Below are 16844 nucleotides of genomic sequence, written 5' to 3'. Positions count from 1 at the left end.
TTGGAGATGACGATATGAAACTCGGCGACGGCGTTGAACAGGCCATTCACAGCATGACCATGCTGGCTTCGCTTTCTGGGGACGGCGTCCTGTCGGCGGCAGCGCTTGCGGAATTTCACGGCGTTTCTCCCAGCTATCTCCTGAAACACCTGCAGGCGCTTTCCGCTGCGGATCTGGTGACGACGGTTCCCGGTCCCAAGGGCGGGTATCGCCTTGCACGCAAACCGAACGAGATCACCCTGCTCGACATCGTGATTGCGGTGGAAGGCCCCCAGCCAGCCTTTCGCTGTCAGGAAATCCGTCAACGGGGACCCAATCCCCTCCCCGGGCGGTATTTCGAAAGACCCTGTGGGATTGCCGCTGCGATGCTGGCGGCCGAGCGCGTCTACCGGGCGGAGCTCAAGAAGACGAGCATCGCGGATCTTATTTCGGATCTGAACGCCACCGACGATGGAGGTATCGCCGCCCGCGGCTGTGCCTTCCTCGAAATCAACGAACGCAAATCCGCCCGCCAGGGGCAGGAATGAAAGGAAGAAAGCCATGCATCCGCGTCTCGATCTCCAGAAGGCATCCCCGGCCGCATTCAAGGCCGTCTATGCACTCGAACTCTTCGTGCAGAACAGCGGCCTCAGCCGCGCCGAAATCCACCTGATCAAGCTTCGGGCATCGATCATCAATGGCTGCGCATATTGCGTCGACATGCATGTGAAGGAATCCCGCCACGACGGTCTTTCCGAGCAGTGGATCAACCTGATGAGCGTGTGGCGGGAATCGCCGATCTACACGCCTCGCGAACGGGCCCTGCTCGCCTGGGTCGATGCCGTCACCAATATTGCCGCCACCGGCGCACCGGACGCTGAGTTCCAAGCGCTGAAGGAATATTTCAGCGAAGCGGAAATTGCCAACATCACGGTCGCAATCGGGACTATCAACGTCTGGAACCGCATAGCGGTCGGGTTCCGCTCCCAGCATCCGATCGACCAGCCGGCCGTTGCGGCCTGACACCAGTCGGGTTGATGCCAGCAGAAAGACCGTTACATCGCGATGTAGCGGTCTTTCCGGTGATTGATGGCAAGCGTCAGATTGAGCACGACAGCGCCCATGACCGAGCAGAAGATGATGAAGGGCGTGGCGACAAAAAAGGAAAAGACCAGCACGAGGCCATCGAAGCCGAGTTGCACCAGTCCGGCGCGCCAGCCGAAGCGATCCTGCAGATAGAGCGCGAGGATGCCGAACCCGCCAAGGCTCGCCCGGTGGCGAAAGAGCGCCAACATGCCTGTTCCCACGAGCAACCCGCCGAAGACCCCGGCGATCAGGGGGTCGAGCGAGGAGAACGAGACGAAGCGTGGCAGCGTTGCTGTGAGGAACGACGTCAGGGCCACAGCGGAAAAGGTCTTGATGGTGAAGGCCGCGCCGAGTTGCCGGTAGGCGAAATAATAGAACGGCAGGTTGAGGATGAAGAAGATGGGGCCGAAGCCGGTCTCCGTCAGGTAATGCAGCAGGAAGGCCACGCCCGCCGTTCCGCCTGAAAGCAGCTTTCCACCCGACAGCAACAGAACACCGAGAGCCGCCAGCATGCTGCCGGCGAGCACACCCTGCACATCGTCGACGAGCGAATGCCGTTCGGCCGAAGACGCCAGCAAGCCCTTTAACCGCGTCTTCACCTCACCTGTCGCCATAAACCGACTCTCTCCTTTGAAGCCTTTCAGTTTCGGTATCGCGCCCGAGACAATTGCTCAAGAGGCAAGGCGAACAGGTTTCAGCGGAGAGCGATGTAGCGGTCCGAGCGGTGATTGATCGCAAGGAAGAGATTGAGCACGACAGCACCGACCACCGAATAGGCAACCACCATGGGCGAGAGAACCGCGAAGGCGAGCGCCATGATGCAGAGATCGAAGGCGAGCTGGACAAGGCCCGCGCGGATACCGAAACGATCCTGGATATAGACCGCGAGAATGCCGAGGCCGCCAAGGCTTGCGCGGTGGCGATAAAGCGCAAGAAGGCCGAAACCAAGAAGCAGGCCGCCAAGCACAGCGGCCCAGAAGGGCGCGACCGTCTCGATAACGAGGAAACGGCTCTCGATTTCAACGAGGAAAGAAGTCAGGCCGACGGCGACGAAGGTCTTCAGGGTGAAATCGACGCCGACGCGACGCAGTGAAAGCCAATAGAACGGCAGGTTGAACAGGAAGAAGAGAAGACCGAAGCTCACGCCGCTCCAGTAATGGATGACGAAGGCCAACCCGGCCATGCCGCCGGTCAGCAATCCCACTTTTGCCAGAAGATAGAGGCCGAGCGCGGAAATCATGACCCCGGCCAGAATTCCCTGTATGTCTTCCACGGGCGTGTGACGAGAGGGGTTCGTGTTCCAGATACCCAACATGCTGCTGATCTGTGCCATGCCACCATCTCCGGATACCGGGCTTCGATGGCTTTAGGGTAGCGCAGATTCAGGTGTTCGCAAGCGCAATACGTAAGCAATACTGACCTATCGCAATCTTCGCAATTTTCGGTCGGATCATGCCTTTCGCACCGCAATAAAAAGTATACCGGAGACGGGTTTTCCGCCATCCATGCGAATGACTGTTCGCTCGATATCGGCGACCTCGAAGCCCGCAGCGACAAGCTTCGCGCGCACATGCGCCTCAGAATGGGCATAGCGGAGCGACGGCGCGAGATGGAAACCCTCGTCCGTGCCGGCATCCTCGACGGAAAATGCAAAGAGAGCACCCGGCCGGGACAACTCGGTTGCGAGCGACAGGGCCGCATCAAGGTCACCGAGATACATCAGCACATCGGCCGCAGTCAGCAGATCGGCACGATGCCGGGCAAGCCCTGCGCCAAACAGACCGGACCCTTCCGCATCGAGCGAAAGGTCAGCGCGCCCGAGCAGATCGTAGACGCCCTTTTCCGCGGCCTTGGCCAGCATGTTGACGGAAAGGTCGAAGCCTTCGAGACGCTTCACGATTGAACGGACCTCCACGCCGAAAAGGCCGGTTCCGCAGCCGAGATCGACGGCAAGCCGGAAAGGCGGGGCGTCGCCATGGTAGCGCGCGAGAAGCGCCGAGAGTTTCTGCGGCACACTGTAATCGAGCCGTTCGACGAGGGCGGCCTCGAAGCGGTCGGCATAATCGTCGAAAAGTGCCTCGACATAGCGGCTCGGAGGTTGGACCGGCACATCGACAGCGCCAAGCAGCGCGAGTTTCAGCCGCGCGCCGAAGATTTCCTCCGCATCGAGTTCCTCGACTTTCCGTAAGGCTTTTATCGCTCGCTTACCGTCTCCCGCCTTTTCCAGATATTCGGCAAAGCGCAGCCAGCCGGCGGCCCATTCGGGCGCCAGTTCCAGCGCCTGTTCCATCAATTCGGCTGCTGCCGCAGGATCGCCACTTTCGGCAAGCATTCGGGCATAATCGGCGCGGCGGTCGGCGATAACGTCGCCGGACGAGAACTGGATCGTCTGCATGATGAAACCTCTGGCGGCGCGCGGTCTTGACCGATACGTGAGAAAAACACAAGAGCTATTTGCTGCGCTGCGCGCCGGCCGTCCGCGCACCGCGCTTGCGGGACCGGAAGAGTCGACCTATCTCAGGCGAAACAGGAGATTTGCATGTCGGATCGAGTGAACAGATTTCTGGGCGACACACCGGGCCGGACCCTCGTCAAGCTTGTGGTCGTATCGCTGATCGTCGGTTTCATCATGACCGTCTTCGGCATCTATCCGCTCGACATCGTGGAAGGCATCCGTCATTTCTTCCTCGAACTCTGGTACAGGGGCTTCGCCGCGCTCGGACGGGTCGGCGATTATCTCCTGCTCGGGGCGACTGTCGTCATACCGGTTTTCATCGTTCTTCGTCTTTTCAATAGCCGCAACTGACATGCAGCTTTCCGTCATCGCTCAGCCATTGCAGCGCCGCGGCCTGCTGATTCTTGCCGGCAGCGGGCTCGCGATCGCTCTTGCCGGCTGCCGCAGCACGGAAGTGCTGACAGTTTCGGACGACACGGCCAAGCCCGAGACGGACGCGGCACTTCCGCTCGTCAACGCGCTGCGCGCAAAGAAGGGACTTGGCGCGCTTTCCAAGAACCCGGCGGCGGAGACGGCGGCGATCTTCCAGGCGCGACGTATGGCCAGGGCCGACAAGATGTCCCATCTGATCGGCTTCAACGACAGCTTTCTGAGCCGCATGAAAGCCGGTGAAGTGCCTTTGCCTGCCGCTGAAAACATTGCAACGGGCCAGGACACGGTCGAGCGGGCGGTACAGGCCTGGATCGACTCGAAGAAGCATCTCGAAAACATGCTCGGCCAATATAACGGGCTTGGCGTTGCCGTGGCCCACGCGCCCTCTTCCGCCAACAGACCTTTCTGGGCCATGGTGCTATCGGCCTGAGCGATTCCCGCCCGGCCGGAAAAGAGCGATGGCATGGATCAGGCCGGCAGACAGCAGAACTCCTTCGCGGTGACACATCGACTGGTGCTGTCGATCGCCGTCCCCATGACGCTCGGCTTCGTCACCACGCCACTGCTGGGTCTCACCGGAACGGCAGTTGTGGGACGCACCGGTTCGGCGGAAGCTCTTGCGGGGCTGGCGATTGCAGCCGTTCTCTTCGATCTGATCTTCGCCGCCTTCGGCTTCGTACGCGCCTCGACCACGGCACTGACCGCGCAGGCGCTCGGTAGGGCTGATCGGGTAGAACAGCAGGCGGTCTTCTACCGCTCCTTTCTGCTGTCAATCGGCCTCGGCGTCGTCGTCCTTGCGGCTTCGCCATTGATCCTGCGCATCGGCATCGTGCTGATGGGTGCGGAAGGACGGGTTGCCGAGGCGACTGCGACCTATTTCGCTATCCGCGTGCTTGGAGCGCCGCTGACGCTCGGCAACTTCACCCTGCTGGGCTCGGTGCTCGGCATGGGGCGGGGCTCCATCGGACTTGCCCTGCAGATCCTGCTCAACGGCGTGAACATCGTCCTGTCGATCTGGCTGGGGCTTTGGCTCGATTTCGGCATTGCCGGTGTTGCCTGGGGAACGCTGGCGGGCGAAGCCGTCGCCTTCATCGCCGGGCTCGCTTACATGCTGTTTGCCTTTCGCGGAACCCCGCGCCCCAAGCTGCCGGTCGTTCTATCCCGCGAAAAGCTGAAAGCGCTGTTTTCCATCAACCGCGACATCATGATCCGTTCCCTGGCGCTGGTGGCCGCCTTCACGCTGCAGACCCGGATCGGCACACTTTTCGGACCGGAACTGCTGGCGGCCAATGCGCTGCTGATGAATTTCTTCCTGATTGCAAGCTTCTTCCTCGACGGCATGGCCAACGCCGCCGAGCAGATTACCGGAAGGGCCGTCGGCGCCCGTTTCCGCATCGGCTTCGAACGGGCAATCCGGCTCACGGCCATCTGGTCGTTCGGGCTTGCCTCGGTCTGCGCCCTGTTCTTCCTCGTTCTCGGCGGCACGCTGATCGACGTCATGACCACCTCTGAGCCCGTGCGGGCGCTGGCGCGCGATTTTCTGCCCTGGGCAGCGCTCACGGCACTGACCGGTGCGCTCGCCTTCCAGATGGACGGCGTCTTCATCGGGGCAACATGGTCGCGCGAGATGCGCAACATGATGCTCGTCGCGCTTGCCGGCTATTGTGCAGCGCTTGCGTTATTTGCCCCGACGCTCGGCAATCACGGCCTCTGGCTGGCGCTGAACGTCTTTCTGGCACTCCGCGGCCTCACCCTTGCCGCGATCCTGCCGCGCAAGCTCGCTCAGACCTTTACCGCCAGCCAGTGATCCAATCTGGTGTCGCGCAACTGCGAAACCGAGTTCACCTTCTCCCGATCCATAAGCGCCGAGAGACCTCGGACGATGCTACCGGGAAGACCCGGCCCCTCATACACCATGCAGGAATAGAGTTGCACCAGGTCGGCGCCCGCGCGGATCTTTTCCAGTGCCGTCTCGGCAGACGAAACACCGCCAACACCGACGATCGGAAGCGCGGCACCGACCCGCTTGCGCATGCGCGCGAGAACCGCCGTCGACTTTTCGAACAAAGGCCGCCCGGACAAGCCTCCGGTCTCATCGGCAAGACGGGCATCGACAAGCCCCTCCCGCGACAGGGTGGTGTTGGAAACGATCAGGCCATCGAGATCGTGGGTCAGCGCTTCTTCGGCAATGTCGTCCATGCCCTCTTCGGTCAGATCCGGCGCGATCTTCAGGAAGACCGGCCGCCGCTTGCCGGTCGCCTTCGCACCCTCGTCGCGGGCCGTGAGAACGGCGGAAAGGAGAGCCGCCAGACTTTCGCGAGCCTGCAGGTCGCGCAGGCCGGGCGTGTTCGGCGACGAGATATTGACGGTGAAATAATCCGCAACCGACTGGAAGCGCCTGATACCGAGGACATAATCGCCGATGCGATCCGCGCTGTCCTTGTTGGCGCCGATGTTGACGCCGACGATGCCGGAAGGCCGCCTGGCGGAAAGACGCGCAAAAGCCGCCTCATGGCCTTCATTGTTGAAGCCCAGACGGTTGATGACCGCCATGTCCCGCTCCAGACGGAAAATGCGTGGCTTCGGGTTGCCGGACTGCGGCTTCGGCGTCAGCGTGCCGACTTCGGCGAAACCGAAGCCGAGGCGTAAGAGAGCGTCCGGCACTTCGGCGTTCTTGTCGTAGCCTGCGGCCATGCCGAGCGGGTTTGGGAAGCGGAGACCCGCGACCGTTACGGCAAGCCGGGAATCCTCGGACTGGCGGCAGGCCGGCAGGAGGCCGGATTTCAACGCAGCGATCGACATGCCGTGTGCCGTTTCGGCATCAAAGAGAAAAAGGCCGCGGCGGGCAAAAGTCCTGAATGCATCGATCATCATGCCATCTCCGGAAAGTCATGGGTGCCGTCCGGCTTCAGCGGCAGCGGCTTTTCCCAAAGCACGGCGCCAAGTGGCAGGTCGGCGTAAAGATGCGGGAAGAAATCCCCGCCCCGCGATGGCTCGTAACGCAGCGCATCGCCGAGGGCCGCCGCCTCCACGGCGACCAGCAGCAGGCCGGCAACACCGGCGAAATGACGCTGCGCCGTCTCCACGGCCTGCTCCGCCGTCGAGAAGTGAATATAGCCATCTTGAAGGTCGATGGCCGCGCCGCGAAATATACCTTCGGCCCGCGCCTCTTGCCATAATTCCTGCGGCACGATCTTGTATATGATGCGTTGCAAGGGCGCGTCCTTCCGTCTCCGATGCGATCGATGCATGCGGTTTGCCGGAAAGTGCCCGGCTTGTCCACGCCCATCACCGCTTCATCCTTCGGTGTCGGGTCATTTCGGGAGACAGATGCATGAAGCCGATAAGTCTGATGGCAGTGCCGCTGCTGAGTGTGCTGGCCTGTGGCGCCACTCAGGCCCTTGCCCAGGACGCCGACACCACCCGTTTCACACTCGAAAAGACCGATTCGAGTTTCGTGCGGCTCGACCGCAGGACCGGCGCGCTGACGCTTTGCCAGGAGAAAGACGGCACGCTGACCTGCCGGATGGCCGCCGACGAACGCGCGGCCTATGAAGAGGAACTGGACCGTCTGGAGAAAAGAGTCGCAGCAATCGAAAAGACGTTGGGAGACGGTCAACCGCTTGCGAAATCAGGAAAAGACCTGCCATCCGACGAGGAGATCGAACGCTCCATCGGCATCATGGAACGCTTCATGCGCGCCTTCTTCGGACTGGTGGAAGAGTTCAAGCAACAAGAAGAGAATGGTTCTTCGAACAAAACATAGACCATTGTATATATTCACAGCAGCGGCTAAAAGAAAAACATCCGCCGGCGCGGCGTAAGGACTTCGCTCTTGGGAGGGGGCTTCGACATGACGGCATCCACTTTCATCATTGCAGACGACCATCCGCTTTTCCGCGGAGCGCTTCGACAGGCTGTCGGGGGGTTAGAAGGCGAACAGACGATCATCGAAGCCGGTGATTTCGAGGCAGCCCGCAAGGCCGCATCCGCCCATCCGGAAGCGGACCTGCTGCTGCTCGATCTCGCAATGCCAGGCGTCTCCGGCTTTTCCGGCCTGATGGCGTTGCGCGCAGAATTCGCCAGCCTACCAATCGTCATCGTGTCGGCCTCCGACGATCCGACCACCATTCGCCGTGCGCTTGAACTCGGCGCCTCCGGTTTCATCTCGAAATCCTCCGGCATCGACGATATCCGCGCGGCGATCCAGTCCGTCCTCGAAGGCGATATCTGGACCCCGAAATTCTATCATGGCGGGCAGGAACAGGATCCGGATGTTGCCGATCTCATCAATCGCCTGCGCACGCTGACCCCGCAGCAGAGCCGTGTTCTCGGCATGCTCGGCGAAGGACTGCTCAACAAGCAGATCGCCTATGAACTCGGCGTTTCGGAAGCGACCATCAAGGCGCATGTTTCGGCCATCCTGCTGAAGCTCAAGGTCGACAGCCGTACCCAGGCCGTGATCCAGCTCAGCAAGATCAACATGGCGATGGTCGCCTGACGGACCGGCAGCAGACCAAAGAGGATTTTATTCCTCTTTGGTCTTTACTCCAGGGAATGGCTTCGCTAGAATCGCGGCCAGCGCCCGGCAGGAAGGAATGCGTCAGGGCTTGGAGCATGGGCGACAATGCTTTCGCACGACAAGATCTGGGCCGCGATCGACAGGCTTGCCGAACGGCATCACCTGACCCCCTCCGGACTGGCGCGCCGCGCCGGTCTCGATCCCACGTCGTTCAACAAATCCAAGCGGATCGCGTCCGACGGCCGCATGCGCTGGCCATCGACGGAATCGATCTCCAAGGTCCTGGAGGCAACCGGTGCCAGCATCGACCAGTTCATGAGCTACATGCAGAGCGACGGCGTTCCGAACGGCACGTTTCCGCCGCAGGCCGGATCGATCCCGCTTCTCGGCTTTGCGCAGGCAGGCGCCGGCGGGTTCTTCGACGATGGCGGATTTCCGGCCGGCCAGGGCTGGGACCTCGTCGAATTTCCGGCGGCCCCGGGTCTGAAAGCCGGCGTCTACGCGCTTGAGGTACAGGGCGACAGCATGAAGCCGCTTTACCGTGACGGCGACGTTCTGATCGTCGAGCCGGGCGCTCAAGTGCGCCGTGGAGACCGGGTGGTGGTCAAGACTCGCGAGGGCGAGGTGATGGCAAAGGTGCTGGCGCGGCAGACCGCGAAGGCGATCGAACTCATCTCCCTCAACCCCGAACATCCGAACCGCAATCTCGACATGGCCGATGTCGAGTGGATCGCCCGCATCATCTGGGCAAGCCAATAGGAATTACGACCTATGCGATCAGCATCGACGCTCGTCATCGGATTTGCCGGCCTGACGCTGTGGGGGATCGCCGTCGTCGCGGGTGCGCGCAATATCGACACGGCCGAAGAGACCGCGTCCGAGTTCGATCCGTCGACCATGGAGACTATCGACATCACAGATGTTCCGCCGGCGGCGGAACCGGAGATTTCGTCGGAAGCATCCTCCGCGCTCGAACCAGCGGCACAGGATGGCGAACAGCAGTCCGCAGGCCTGCCTGAAAAAAATGCGGCGGAGGCCGCATCCACCGGAACCATCATTGCGCAGACGCAACCACAGCAGTCTTCCGGCACACAAACCGCGACGGGGCAAGGCGAAGGCATCGCCCTGCCTCGGCCGCAGACTGCGGAAGCCGGCATTCTGACCTTCGGGGACAGAATCTTGAAGCTTGCCGACATAGAGCCGACGGACCCGGCCCGTACATGCACGGGCGCCGGAGGCACGCAATGGCCATGCGGCATGCTGGCGCGCACGCAGCAGCGGCTGTTCATCAGAAACCGCACAGTCACCTGCGACGTCGACGGCGCGGAATGGCAGGGAACGCTTGAAACCCGTTGCCGGCTCGGAGAGATCGACCTTTCCTCCTGGCTTGCGGAAAACGGCTGGGTCGAGACCCCACAGGGCTCACCACTTCGGCCGCTGACCGAAAAGGCGCGTTCGGCGCGTCTTGGACTGTTCGGCGGCGATCCGCGCTGATCCGCGGGGCGAACTTGAAAGCGGCGCCATCACTTCCTACTCTCCGCCAAAACAACGAGGAACCCTGAGCAGATGACAAACCGCGTAACGCCCCATGACGCCCTTATCTTCGTCATGGTGATGGCCTCCGCCGTCGACAACTCGATGAACGAGAAAGAACTGCGCCGGATCGGCCAACTGATCGACATCCTTCCGGTATTCGCAAGCTTCGAAAAGGAGCGGTTGATCGAGGTTTCGCAGCGCTGCGCGGAGATCCTCGCCGGGCAGGAAGGTCTCGATATCGCACTCGAGACAATCAAAGACGCGCTGCCGCCTCATGCCTATCGCGCTGCCTATGCGCTCGCCGTCGAGATCATGGCCGTCGATCTTGCCGTCAAGCCGGAAGAAATCCGCTTCCTGCAATTGCTTCGGGACCGCCTCAACCTGGACAAGCTGACCTGCGCGGCGATCGAACATTCCGCCGTCATCCGCTACCGTTCGCTCTGAGTGGCACCGGTGACCGAGACGCCGTTTCAGAACAGTCCGTAGGGAAAATACCGCAGGTAGATTTCCTCCAGCCGGCCATCGTGCGACAGGGCTGCGAGTGCGCTGTCCAGCGCCTGCGCGAGGTTCGCGTCCTGCTTGCGCACCATGACCGTCAGGCCTTCGCCGAGAAAACGTTCCGACACATAAGGCCCGTCGAACAGGGTGCAGCAGCCGGCGGAGGCCTCACCCGATGCCCAGAACGAGAGCTGAAGGCCGTCGGCGAAAACAGCATCAATCTTGCGCTGCTTCAGTTCCTCCAGCATCGCAGCCCGGTCAGTGAACCCAACCGCGCGAATATCGGGAAAGAAGGCCTTGAGCATGGCCTCATGGGCCGTATTGCTCATGACACCGACGGGGCGGCCGAACAAGGCGCGGGCATCCTGCCCCGCAAGCTCCGCCTGCCTGTTGCGAACGAACCGCGCCGGCAGCATCATGAACGGCCGGGTGAATGCAAAGCGCCTGCGCATCTCCTCCGTCACCGCGACCCCGGCGATGATCGCTTCCCCCTGTCCGCCGTTTAACGCCGTCTCAAGCTCGGCATAGGGCAAGGCCTGAATCTGACACTTGTTCTCGATGCCAAGCTCAATACAGATGGCGCGCGCCAACTCCACATGGAAGCCTGCGAGCCGGCCGGTCTGGTCGGTGAAATTGAACGGTGGAAAATCCGTGGTTGTGAGAAAGCGCAACCGCAGCAGCGTCGAAAGATCCGGCCGTACCAGCCGCTCGCGCACGTCGAACATGACCGGCATGTCATCGGCGCGAGCCGTGCCGGGAACGAAAAATGTGGAAAGAACCGCCAGAAGATATGCAATTATAAGCTGCAACCCCCTGAAATCCGGGGATGAAAACGTGGAGTGTTTCATTATCATGCCGATCCAGGGGTATGTGGGGCGTCATCACGTATGACGATGTAACAGAGTCATGCAGATCGGGGAATACGGCAGTCCGGAGCACGCGGCCGCCACAGCGGCATTGCGTGAAAAATCCGAAAATATGGCAACGACGGATGGCGGTTCGGGAAATCTGTCCTCGCTGCAGGCCGAAGCGTTGATCCTGAAATCACTGGGCTTCGCAAAGCCGCTAATCGCGCGCATGGGCCGCGCGGCCATTGCGAACGGCACGACGATCGAGCGGGAACTGCTGACCAGCGGTCACGTGCGCGAAGAGGCCTATTACGAAGCCATGGCCAGGCTATTGCGGCTGCCCTTCGTCGAGACCATTCCCGAGACGGCAGTCGTCGATCACCGGGGGCTCGACAGCCAGTTGAAACGGCCCTGCACGATCCGCCTGCACGATGCGAGCCGCCCGCCTGTCACGTTGATCGCTCCGGAAGCCAAGCGCATAGACCACCTGATCGAACGGCTTCAGCGTTTTCCCGCACTTCGAAATGCGCTGGCGATCGCGACGCCTTCGGCAATCCGGGCGGTCGCCTGGAGAGCCGGTGCGGAACGGCGGGTGGAGCGAAGCGTCAATCACCTTTTCGAACAGCACCCCCGGCATTCGGCTCGCATCGTCATGACGGGACGGCAGGGCTTTTTCTCCGGCACCCTGCTCAGCCTCGCCATTGCGTTCTTCCTGCTTCTCCCGGAAGAGGCCGTGCTGACGACCCATATCGTTCTGTCCCTGCTCTATCTCGCGGCACTACAGCTTCGTCTTGCCGCTCTCTTCCATGGTAATCGCCCGAAAAGCCATCTGCCCGCAAACCGGGAGGACGGCGATTTGCCCGTCTACACGGTTCTTGTCGCGCTCTACAGGGAACAGGATGTCGTGCCGCAGCTTCTGGCTGCGCTTGATCGTCTCGACTGGCCGCGGTCCCGGCTCGATATCAAGCTGGTATGCGAGGCCGACGACGCGGCAACGATTTCGGCAATCCGGGCACTTGCGCCCGGTCCGCACATCGAGATCGTCGAAGTTCCGCCCGTGGCGCCCCGCACGAAGCCGAAGGCACTGACCTATGCGCTTGCCGGCGCACGGGGCGCCTATGTCGCCGTATACGACGCCGAGGACCGGCCACATCCCGGCCAGTTGCGGGAAGCCCATGCGAGGTTCCTGGCGGCGCCACCGGAAGTCGCCTGCCTGCAGGCCCCGCTCATCATCACCAATATCGAACAATCCTACATGAGCGCGTTGTTCGCGCTTGAATATTCGGCACTCTTCCGGCGATTGCTGCCCGTTCTCTCCCGCTACCGGATGCCGTTGCCGCTCGGCGGCACCTCCAACCATTTCCGCACCCGCCCGCTTATCGAAGTCGGCGCATGGGACCCTTTCAACGTCACGGAGGATGCCGATCTCGGCATGCGCCTCTATCGGCAGGGCTATCGCTCGCAAACCATGCGCCGCCAGACGCTGGAGGATGCGCCGACCACAACGCTTGTCTGGCTCGGCCAGCGAACCCGCTGGTTCAAGGGCTGGCTGCAGACCTGGCTGGTGCTGATGCGCGAGCCGGTGAGGACGGCACGGGAGATGGGCGTCATCGCCTTTCTCGTGGTCCAACTGATGGTGGGCGGCATGCTCATCTCCTCGCTCGCCCACCCCGCCATCATCTTTTTCCTCGCTTCATCGGCCATTGCGATGATGCAAAGCCCGGCGGAAAACATCGGCCTGCTGCAGGCGGTGCTCTTCTCGATCGACTTCATCAACATCTTCGGCAGCTATGCGGCCTTCCTTGCGCTTGGGGCTGCCGCGATGACCGAGCATGAGAAGAAGCGGATCGGACGTCGCTGGGCCGGCGTTCCGTTTTACTGGGTCATGACCTCCGTCGCCGCATGGCGCGCCGTGTTCGAGCTCCGCTCTCGCCCATTCTTCTGGAACAAGACACCGCATCAACCGATCGCAGCTCAATCGCCGCAGGCAGCGACTCTGCCATCCGCCGAGACGAGCCCCGAGCCCGCTTGACGGCAGCGGCCGAATCCCGAACATCTTCACCACCGCCGCCCTCAATGCGTCGGACCAACCGGAGCTTCGGACGATGGGCCACAAGAGGACGGCAATCGCTGCCTGGCGCAGAGTGCCGCGCAGCATCTGGACCATCGGCTTCGTCTCCTTCTTCATGGACATCTCCTCGGAAATGATCCATGCGCTACTGCCGCTTTACATGGTCGGCGTTCTCGGCACATCGACACTCGCGGTCGGTATCATCGAAGGCATCGCGGAAGCGACCGCTGCGATCACCAAGGTCTTCTCCGGCGCCCTGAGCGACTGGCTCGGCAAGAGAAAACTGCTCGTGGCGCTTGGTTACGGGGTCGCGGCCCTGACCAAGCCGATCTTTCCGCTCGCGCCTCACATCGGCTTTCTCGTAGCGGCCCGCTTCATCGACCGCATCGGCAAGGGTATTCGCGGGGCGCCGCGCGATGCTTTGATTACCGACATAACGCCGCCCGACCTGCGCGGTGCAGCCTTCGGCCTCCGGCAATCGCTGGATACCGCGGGCGCTCTGCTCGGCCCCCTGCTTGCTATCCTTTTCATGGCGCTCTTCTCCGAAAATTTCACGCTCGTTTTCTGGATCGCCGTGGTTCCGGCCTTTCTTTCCGCGGGATTGGCCGTTTTTGCGGTCGAGGACCCGAAGCGCGGTGACGGCCAGCACAAGGTGCGTGCACCGCTCAGCCGCAAGGAACTCGCCAAGCTCGGAGCGACCTATTGGTGGGTGGTGATCGTCGGCTCGGCTTTCACGCTGGCGCGCTTCAGCGAAGCCTTCCTCGTGCTCAAGGCACAGGATATCGGCGTATCCATCGCCCTTGTGCCGTCAATCATGGTGGTCATGAACGTCGCCTACTTCCTGTCGGCCTATCCTGTCGGTGCACTCTCCGACCGGATGAACCGGCTGTCGCTGCTTGCGAGCGGGCTTCTCCTGCTGCTTGCCGCCGATCTTGTGCTTGCTTTCGCTCCGGGCGTTGCCGGCCTTGCATTGGGGGCAACACTCTGGGGTCTGCACATGGGCTTCACGCAGGGCCTGCTGTCGACGCTGGTCGCAGATACGGCGCCACCGACGTTGCGGGGGACTGCCTTTGGCATGTTCAACCTGGTGACGGGTCTGGCGCTGCTTCTTGCAAGCGTGATCGCCGGCGCGATCTGGGACGGCATGGGCCCAACCGGCACCTTCATCGGCGGGGCAATCTTCACACTTCTAACGCTTGCCGGCCTGTTGCCGCTCAGGGAGCGGATAGGCATGAGCCACAAAAACGAGACATGAAGCACAATCGGGAAAGCTGGAGCGGGTGAAGGGAATCGAACCCTCGTATTCAGCTTGGGAAGCTGCTGCTCTACCATTGAGCTACACCCGCAACGGCCCGCACAGTTCCAACAGTTGCAGCGTCATGTCAAGAGTGAAAGCCGCGGACGAGACGAACGCGCGGGGTGCCCTACAGATCATTTCCAAGGGAAGATATTAACCTCGGGCCGCCAAGATGCGCTTCGGATATTCTCTCTTTTCTGTTGCTACGGTTTCATCATGAATGCCTTGCGCCGGCTCATCGAGTCCCACGCCTTCGAATCCGCCATCACCGCGCTGGTCCTTGCCAATGCGCTGACACTCGGGCTTGAGACCTCGCCCGAACTGATGGCGCGTTTCGGTCATTTTCTGCATTGGGCGGATCAGTTCCTGCTCGGCCTTTTCGTGCTCGAACTCGTGGCAAAGCTTCTGGTCTATCGCCGGGATTTCTTTCGCGAGCCGTGGCGCATCTTCGATCTTGGCGTCATCGCCATTTCGATCGTCCCCGCGACGGAGAGCATTTCCATCCTGCGCGCACTGAGGGTAATCCGGATCTTCCGGTTGATCTCCGCGGTTCCGTCGATGCGCAGGGTCGTGGGCGGGCTTTTTTCCGCCCTTCCCGGCATGGGATCGATCTTCCTGCTGCTCGGCCTCGTCTTCTATGTCTCGTCCGTCGCGGCCACAAAGCTGTTTGCTGCGGATTTTCCCAATCTCTTCGGCTCGATCGCCACCTCCGCCTTCACACTGTTTCAGGTGATGACACTCGAGGGATGGACGAGCGAGGTGGTTCGGCCGGTCATGGCGCTGCACCCGCTTGCCTGGGTGTTCTTTATCCCGTTCATCGTCGCGACATCATTTACCGTGCTCAACCTGTTCATCGGCATTATCGTGTCCTCGATGCAGGCCGAACACGAGATCCCGACACAGCATGCGCAGGACAAGATGGCTGAAGAGCAAAGGCAGATCCTCGACGAGTTGCGGGCGCTTCGCCGCGAGGTGGCCATGATACGCGCCGAGGGACGGTCAACCCCGGCGGAAGTGCTTGGATAGCTTGAGGCCCTGGGCCTGATAGTTCGAACCGACGCCGGCGCCATAAAGGCCCTGCGGGTGTTCCTGCATGTGCTCATAGACCAATCGGCCGATCACCTGGCCATGTTCGAGGATGAAGGGCACTTCATGGCTGCGCACCTCGAGCACCGCCCGGCTGCCCGAACCGCCGGCCGCCGCATGACCGAAGCCGGGATCGAAGAAGCCGGCATAATGCACGCGGAATTCTCCCACCAGCGGATCATAGGGTGTCATCTCGGCCGCATAGAGCGGCGGGACATGAACCGCCTCGTTCGAAACGAGGATGTAGAATTCGTCCGGGTCGAGGATCAACTCGTTGCCGCCACGACTGTAGAGCGGTTCCCAGAAATCCAGAATATCGTGTGCGTCCTTGCGGTCGACATCGATGACGGCGGTATGATGCTTGCCGCGATAGCCGATCAATCCGTCGCTGCCCGAACCCCTGAGGTCGATGGAGAGCGCGATGCCACCGCCGGAAACGTTGGGAGCATCGCTCGCCACAAGGGTCTCGGCTGCGTGCAGGTCCAGCAAATCCTTCTCGTTGAGCAGGGCATGCCCGACGCGGAAGCGGATCTGAGAGAGGCGAGAGCCGCGCCGGACAATGATCGGGAACGTCCGCGGGCTGATTTCCAGATAAAGCTGTCCCCGGTAACCCGCAGGCACCTTGTCGAACTCCTGGGCATGATCGACCATCACGCGGGTAAAGATATCGAGCCGGCCGGTCGAGCTTTTCGGGTTCGCCGACGCCGAGATTTCTTCCGGCAGGTCGAGGCTTTCCATCAGGGGTACGATATAGACGCACCCAGTCTCGAGAACGGCTCCCTCACTCAGGTCGATCTCATGGAGCGTCAACCGTTCGAGCTTTTCGGCAACCGTATGGGCGCGACCCGGCATGAAGCTCGCACGCACACGCATGGCCTTTGAGCCTAGACGCAAATCGAGGCTCGCCGGCTGGATCTGGTCGTGGTCGAGCATGACCTCGCTCTTCAACCGGCCTTCTCCGAACAGTGCGCCGATGGCACGGTCGGCCAAAATCCCCGAATTCCTCATCATTCTGCCCATCCTTTTCGGAGCCG

At 61.6% G+C, this 16844-nt stretch carries 20 protein-coding genes and 1 tRNA gene; 13 read left to right on the top strand and 8 right to left on the bottom strand.

The features are described from left to right. Positions 1–14: 14 nt before the first annotated feature. Together J5N58_RS13700 and J5N58_RS13695 are read left to right on the top strand one after the other, a co-directional pair. A complete protein-coding gene (locus J5N58_RS13700; protein WP_112827795.1) occupies positions 15–527 on the top strand; it encodes an RrF2 family transcriptional regulator in 513 nt (170 codons plus the stop codon). 13 nt (positions 528–540) lie between these two features. Then, positions 541–1002, top strand: coding sequence for a carboxymuconolactone decarboxylase family protein (locus J5N58_RS13695; protein WP_113425298.1), 462 nt, complete (start codon positions 541–543; stop codon positions 1000–1002). 32 nt (positions 1003–1034) lie between these two features. Here the strand turns inward: J5N58_RS13695 and J5N58_RS13690 are convergent, their stop codons facing one another. The 3 genes from J5N58_RS13690 to J5N58_RS13680 all read right to left on the bottom strand — a co-directional run bounded on the left by J5N58_RS13690 (position 1035) and on the right by J5N58_RS13680 (position 3460). After that, on the bottom strand, positions 1035–1679 hold the full coding sequence (locus tag J5N58_RS13690; RefSeq protein ID WP_112827793.1) for a YitT family protein: 645 nt from the start codon (positions 1677–1679) through the stop codon (positions 1035–1037). A gap of 80 nt (positions 1680–1759) precedes the next feature. Then, a complete protein-coding gene (locus J5N58_RS13685; RefSeq protein WP_244711179.1) occupies positions 1760–2398 on the bottom strand; it encodes a DUF6198 family protein in 639 nt (212 codons plus the stop codon). 117 nt (positions 2399–2515) lie between these two features. Continuing rightward, positions 2516–3460 carry a class I SAM-dependent DNA methyltransferase gene (locus J5N58_RS13680; protein WP_244711177.1) on the bottom strand — a complete coding sequence of 315 codons (945 nt, stop codon included), beginning with the start codon at positions 3458–3460 and terminating at the stop codon, positions 2516–2518. A gap of 144 nt (positions 3461–3604) precedes the next feature. Here J5N58_RS13680 and J5N58_RS13675 point away from each other — a divergent pair, with 144 nt between their 5' ends. From J5N58_RS13675 to J5N58_RS13665, 3 genes are read left to right on the top strand one after another with little or no spacing between them, the layout of a single operon-like run. Beyond that, positions 3605–3871: a DUF6460 domain-containing protein gene (locus J5N58_RS13675; RefSeq protein ID WP_112827790.1), complete on the top strand. Its 267-nt coding sequence runs from the start codon at positions 3605–3607 to the stop codon at positions 3869–3871. Between the two features lies 1 nt (position 3872). Further along, on the top strand, positions 3873–4382 hold the full coding sequence (locus J5N58_RS13670) for a CAP domain-containing protein (protein WP_113437199.1): 510 nt from the start codon (positions 3873–3875) through the stop codon (positions 4380–4382). Between the two features lie 33 nt (positions 4383–4415). Then, positions 4416–5759: an MATE family efflux transporter gene (locus tag J5N58_RS13665; protein ID WP_113444348.1), complete on the top strand. Its 1344-nt coding sequence runs from the start codon at positions 4416–4418 to the stop codon at positions 5757–5759. On the opposite strand, the gene J5N58_RS13660 is transcribed toward J5N58_RS13665, so the two are convergent. After that, positions 5735–6823: a quinone-dependent dihydroorotate dehydrogenase gene (locus J5N58_RS13660; RefSeq protein WP_112827846.1), complete on the bottom strand. Its 1089-nt coding sequence runs from the start codon at positions 6821–6823 to the stop codon at positions 5735–5737. The genes J5N58_RS13665 and J5N58_RS13660 overlap by 25 nt on opposite strands. Beyond that, positions 6823–7203, bottom strand: coding sequence for a DUF952 domain-containing protein (locus tag J5N58_RS13655; protein WP_162708168.1), 381 nt, complete (start codon positions 7201–7203; stop codon positions 6823–6825). The genes J5N58_RS13660 and J5N58_RS13655 overlap by 1 nt, the downstream gene beginning before the upstream one ends. A 101-nt stretch (positions 7204–7304) precedes the next feature. Here J5N58_RS13655 and J5N58_RS13650 point away from each other — a divergent pair, with 101 nt between their 5' ends. From J5N58_RS13650 to J5N58_RS13630, 5 genes are all read left to right on the top strand, one after another. Then, positions 7305–7718 carry a hypothetical protein gene (locus tag J5N58_RS13650; RefSeq protein WP_244711175.1) on the top strand — a complete coding sequence of 138 codons (414 nt, stop codon included), beginning with the start codon at positions 7305–7307 and terminating at the stop codon, positions 7716–7718. 87 nt (positions 7719–7805) lie between these two features. Then, the gene (locus J5N58_RS13645; protein ID WP_113444346.1) at positions 7806–8453 is read left to right on the top strand and encodes a response regulator transcription factor; all 648 of its coding nucleotides are present in this window, start codon (positions 7806–7808) and stop codon (positions 8451–8453) included. A gap of 126 nt (positions 8454–8579) precedes the next feature. Beyond that, positions 8580–9233, top strand: a complete 654-nt coding sequence (locus J5N58_RS13640) for a S24 family peptidase (RefSeq protein ID WP_112827785.1) — start codon at positions 8580–8582, stop codon at positions 9231–9233. Positions 9234–9245: 12 nt separating this feature from the next. After that, positions 9246–9968, top strand: a complete 723-nt coding sequence (locus J5N58_RS13635) for a thermonuclease family protein (protein ID WP_113444345.1) — start codon at positions 9246–9248, stop codon at positions 9966–9968. A 72-nt stretch (positions 9969–10040) separates the two neighbouring features. Next, on the top strand, positions 10041–10454 hold the full coding sequence (locus tag J5N58_RS13630) for a tellurite resistance TerB family protein (protein ID WP_112827783.1): 414 nt from the start codon (positions 10041–10043) through the stop codon (positions 10452–10454). A gap of 26 nt (positions 10455–10480) precedes the next feature. Here J5N58_RS13630 and J5N58_RS13625 read toward each other — a convergent pair whose 3' ends face one another. Then, on the bottom strand, positions 10481–11356 hold the full coding sequence (locus J5N58_RS13625) for a transporter substrate-binding domain-containing protein (RefSeq protein ID WP_112827782.1): 876 nt from the start codon (positions 11354–11356) through the stop codon (positions 10481–10483). A gap of 58 nt (positions 11357–11414) precedes the next feature. Here J5N58_RS13625 and J5N58_RS13620 point away from each other — a divergent pair, with 58 nt between their 5' ends. Both J5N58_RS13620 and J5N58_RS13615 read left to right on the top strand, forming a co-directional pair. Further along, positions 11415–13388 carry a glycosyltransferase family 2 protein gene (locus J5N58_RS13620; protein WP_244711172.1) on the top strand — a complete coding sequence of 658 codons (1974 nt, stop codon included), beginning with the start codon at positions 11415–11417 and terminating at the stop codon, positions 13386–13388. A gap of 73 nt (positions 13389–13461) precedes the next feature. Beyond that, entirely contained in the window at positions 13462–14682 is a 1221-nt protein-coding gene (locus J5N58_RS13615; protein ID WP_112827780.1) for an MFS transporter, read from the top strand. A gap of 17 nt (positions 14683–14699) precedes the next feature. Here the strand turns inward: J5N58_RS13615 and J5N58_RS13610 are convergent. Further along, positions 14700–14773: transfer RNA gene (locus J5N58_RS13610), tRNA-Gly, on the bottom strand. Between the two features lie 167 nt (positions 14774–14940). Here J5N58_RS13610 and J5N58_RS13605 point away from each other — a divergent pair. Continuing rightward, positions 14941–15750, top strand: coding sequence for an ion transporter (locus J5N58_RS13605; protein ID WP_112827779.1), 810 nt, complete (start codon positions 14941–14943; stop codon positions 15748–15750). Here J5N58_RS13605 and J5N58_RS13600 read toward each other — a convergent pair. After that, entirely contained in the window at positions 15724–16821 is a 1098-nt protein-coding gene (locus J5N58_RS13600) for a 2'-deoxycytidine 5'-triphosphate deaminase (protein WP_112827778.1), read from the bottom strand. The two genes, J5N58_RS13605 and J5N58_RS13600, sit on opposite strands and share 27 nt — an antisense overlap. Between the last annotated feature and the right edge of the window lie 23 nt (positions 16822–16844).

This window comes from Paenirhizobium cremeum (genome assembly GCF_022884085.1).
Classification (GTDB): Bacteria; Pseudomonadota; Alphaproteobacteria; order Rhizobiales; family Rhizobiaceae; genus Allorhizobium; species Allorhizobium cremeum.
This window is presented reverse-complemented; position numbering and strand designations above follow the sequence as displayed.

What these genes read in the sequence shown, in the direction of transcription:
- J5N58_RS13640 (WP_112827785.1), top strand. Translation starts at nt 8,580, where the DNA reads ATGCTTTCGCACGACAAGATCTGGGCCGCGATCGACAGGCTTGCCGAA.
- J5N58_RS13645 (WP_113444346.1), top strand. Translation starts at nt 7,806, where the DNA reads ATGACGGCATCCACTTTCATCATTGCAGACGACCATCCGCTTTTCCGC.
- J5N58_RS13680 (WP_244711177.1), bottom strand. Translation starts at nt 3,460, where the DNA reads ATGCAGACGATCCAGTTCTCGTCCGGCGACGTTATCGCCGACCGCCGC.
- J5N58_RS13690 (WP_112827793.1), bottom strand. Translation starts at nt 1,679, where the DNA reads ATGGCGACAGGTGAGGTGAAGACGCGGTTAAAGGGCTTGCTGGCGTCT.
- J5N58_RS13670 (WP_113437199.1), top strand. Translation starts at nt 3,873, where the DNA reads ATGCAGCTTTCCGTCATCGCTCAGCCATTGCAGCGCCGCGGCCTGCTG.
- J5N58_RS13635 (WP_113444345.1), top strand. Translation starts at nt 9,246, where the DNA reads ATGCGATCAGCATCGACGCTCGTCATCGGATTTGCCGGCCTGACGCTG.
- J5N58_RS13700 (WP_112827795.1), top strand. Translation starts at nt 15, where the DNA reads ATGAAACTCGGCGACGGCGTTGAACAGGCCATTCACAGCATGACCATG.
- J5N58_RS13665 (WP_113444348.1), top strand. Translation starts at nt 4,416, where the DNA reads ATGGATCAGGCCGGCAGACAGCAGAACTCCTTCGCGGTGACACATCGA.
- J5N58_RS13625 (WP_112827782.1), bottom strand. Translation starts at nt 11,356, where the DNA reads ATGAAACACTCCACGTTTTCATCCCCGGATTTCAGGGGGTTGCAGCTT.
- J5N58_RS13655 (WP_162708168.1), bottom strand. Translation starts at nt 7,203, where the DNA reads ATGCATCGATCGCATCGGAGACGGAAGGACGCGCCCTTGCAACGCATC.
- J5N58_RS13615 (WP_112827780.1), top strand. Translation starts at nt 13,462, where the DNA reads ATGGGCCACAAGAGGACGGCAATCGCTGCCTGGCGCAGAGTGCCGCGC.
- J5N58_RS13620 (WP_244711172.1), top strand. Translation starts at nt 11,415, where the DNA reads ATGCAGATCGGGGAATACGGCAGTCCGGAGCACGCGGCCGCCACAGCG.
- J5N58_RS13630 (WP_112827783.1), top strand. Translation starts at nt 10,041, where the DNA reads ATGACAAACCGCGTAACGCCCCATGACGCCCTTATCTTCGTCATGGTG.
- J5N58_RS13650 (WP_244711175.1), top strand. Translation starts at nt 7,305, where the DNA reads ATGGCAGTGCCGCTGCTGAGTGTGCTGGCCTGTGGCGCCACTCAGGCC.
- J5N58_RS13600 (WP_112827778.1), bottom strand. Translation starts at nt 16,821, where the DNA reads ATGATGAGGAATTCGGGGATTTTGGCCGACCGTGCCATCGGCGCACTG.
- J5N58_RS13605 (WP_112827779.1), top strand. Translation starts at nt 14,941, where the DNA reads ATGAATGCCTTGCGCCGGCTCATCGAGTCCCACGCCTTCGAATCCGCC.
- J5N58_RS13695 (WP_113425298.1), top strand. Translation starts at nt 541, where the DNA reads ATGCATCCGCGTCTCGATCTCCAGAAGGCATCCCCGGCCGCATTCAAG.
- J5N58_RS13660 (WP_112827846.1), bottom strand. Translation starts at nt 6,823, where the DNA reads ATGATCGATGCATTCAGGACTTTTGCCCGCCGCGGCCTTTTTCTCTTT.
- J5N58_RS13685 (WP_244711179.1), bottom strand. Translation starts at nt 2,398, where the DNA reads ATGGCACAGATCAGCAGCATGTTGGGTATCTGGAACACGAACCCCTCT.
- J5N58_RS13675 (WP_112827790.1), top strand. Translation starts at nt 3,605, where the DNA reads ATGTCGGATCGAGTGAACAGATTTCTGGGCGACACACCGGGCCGGACC.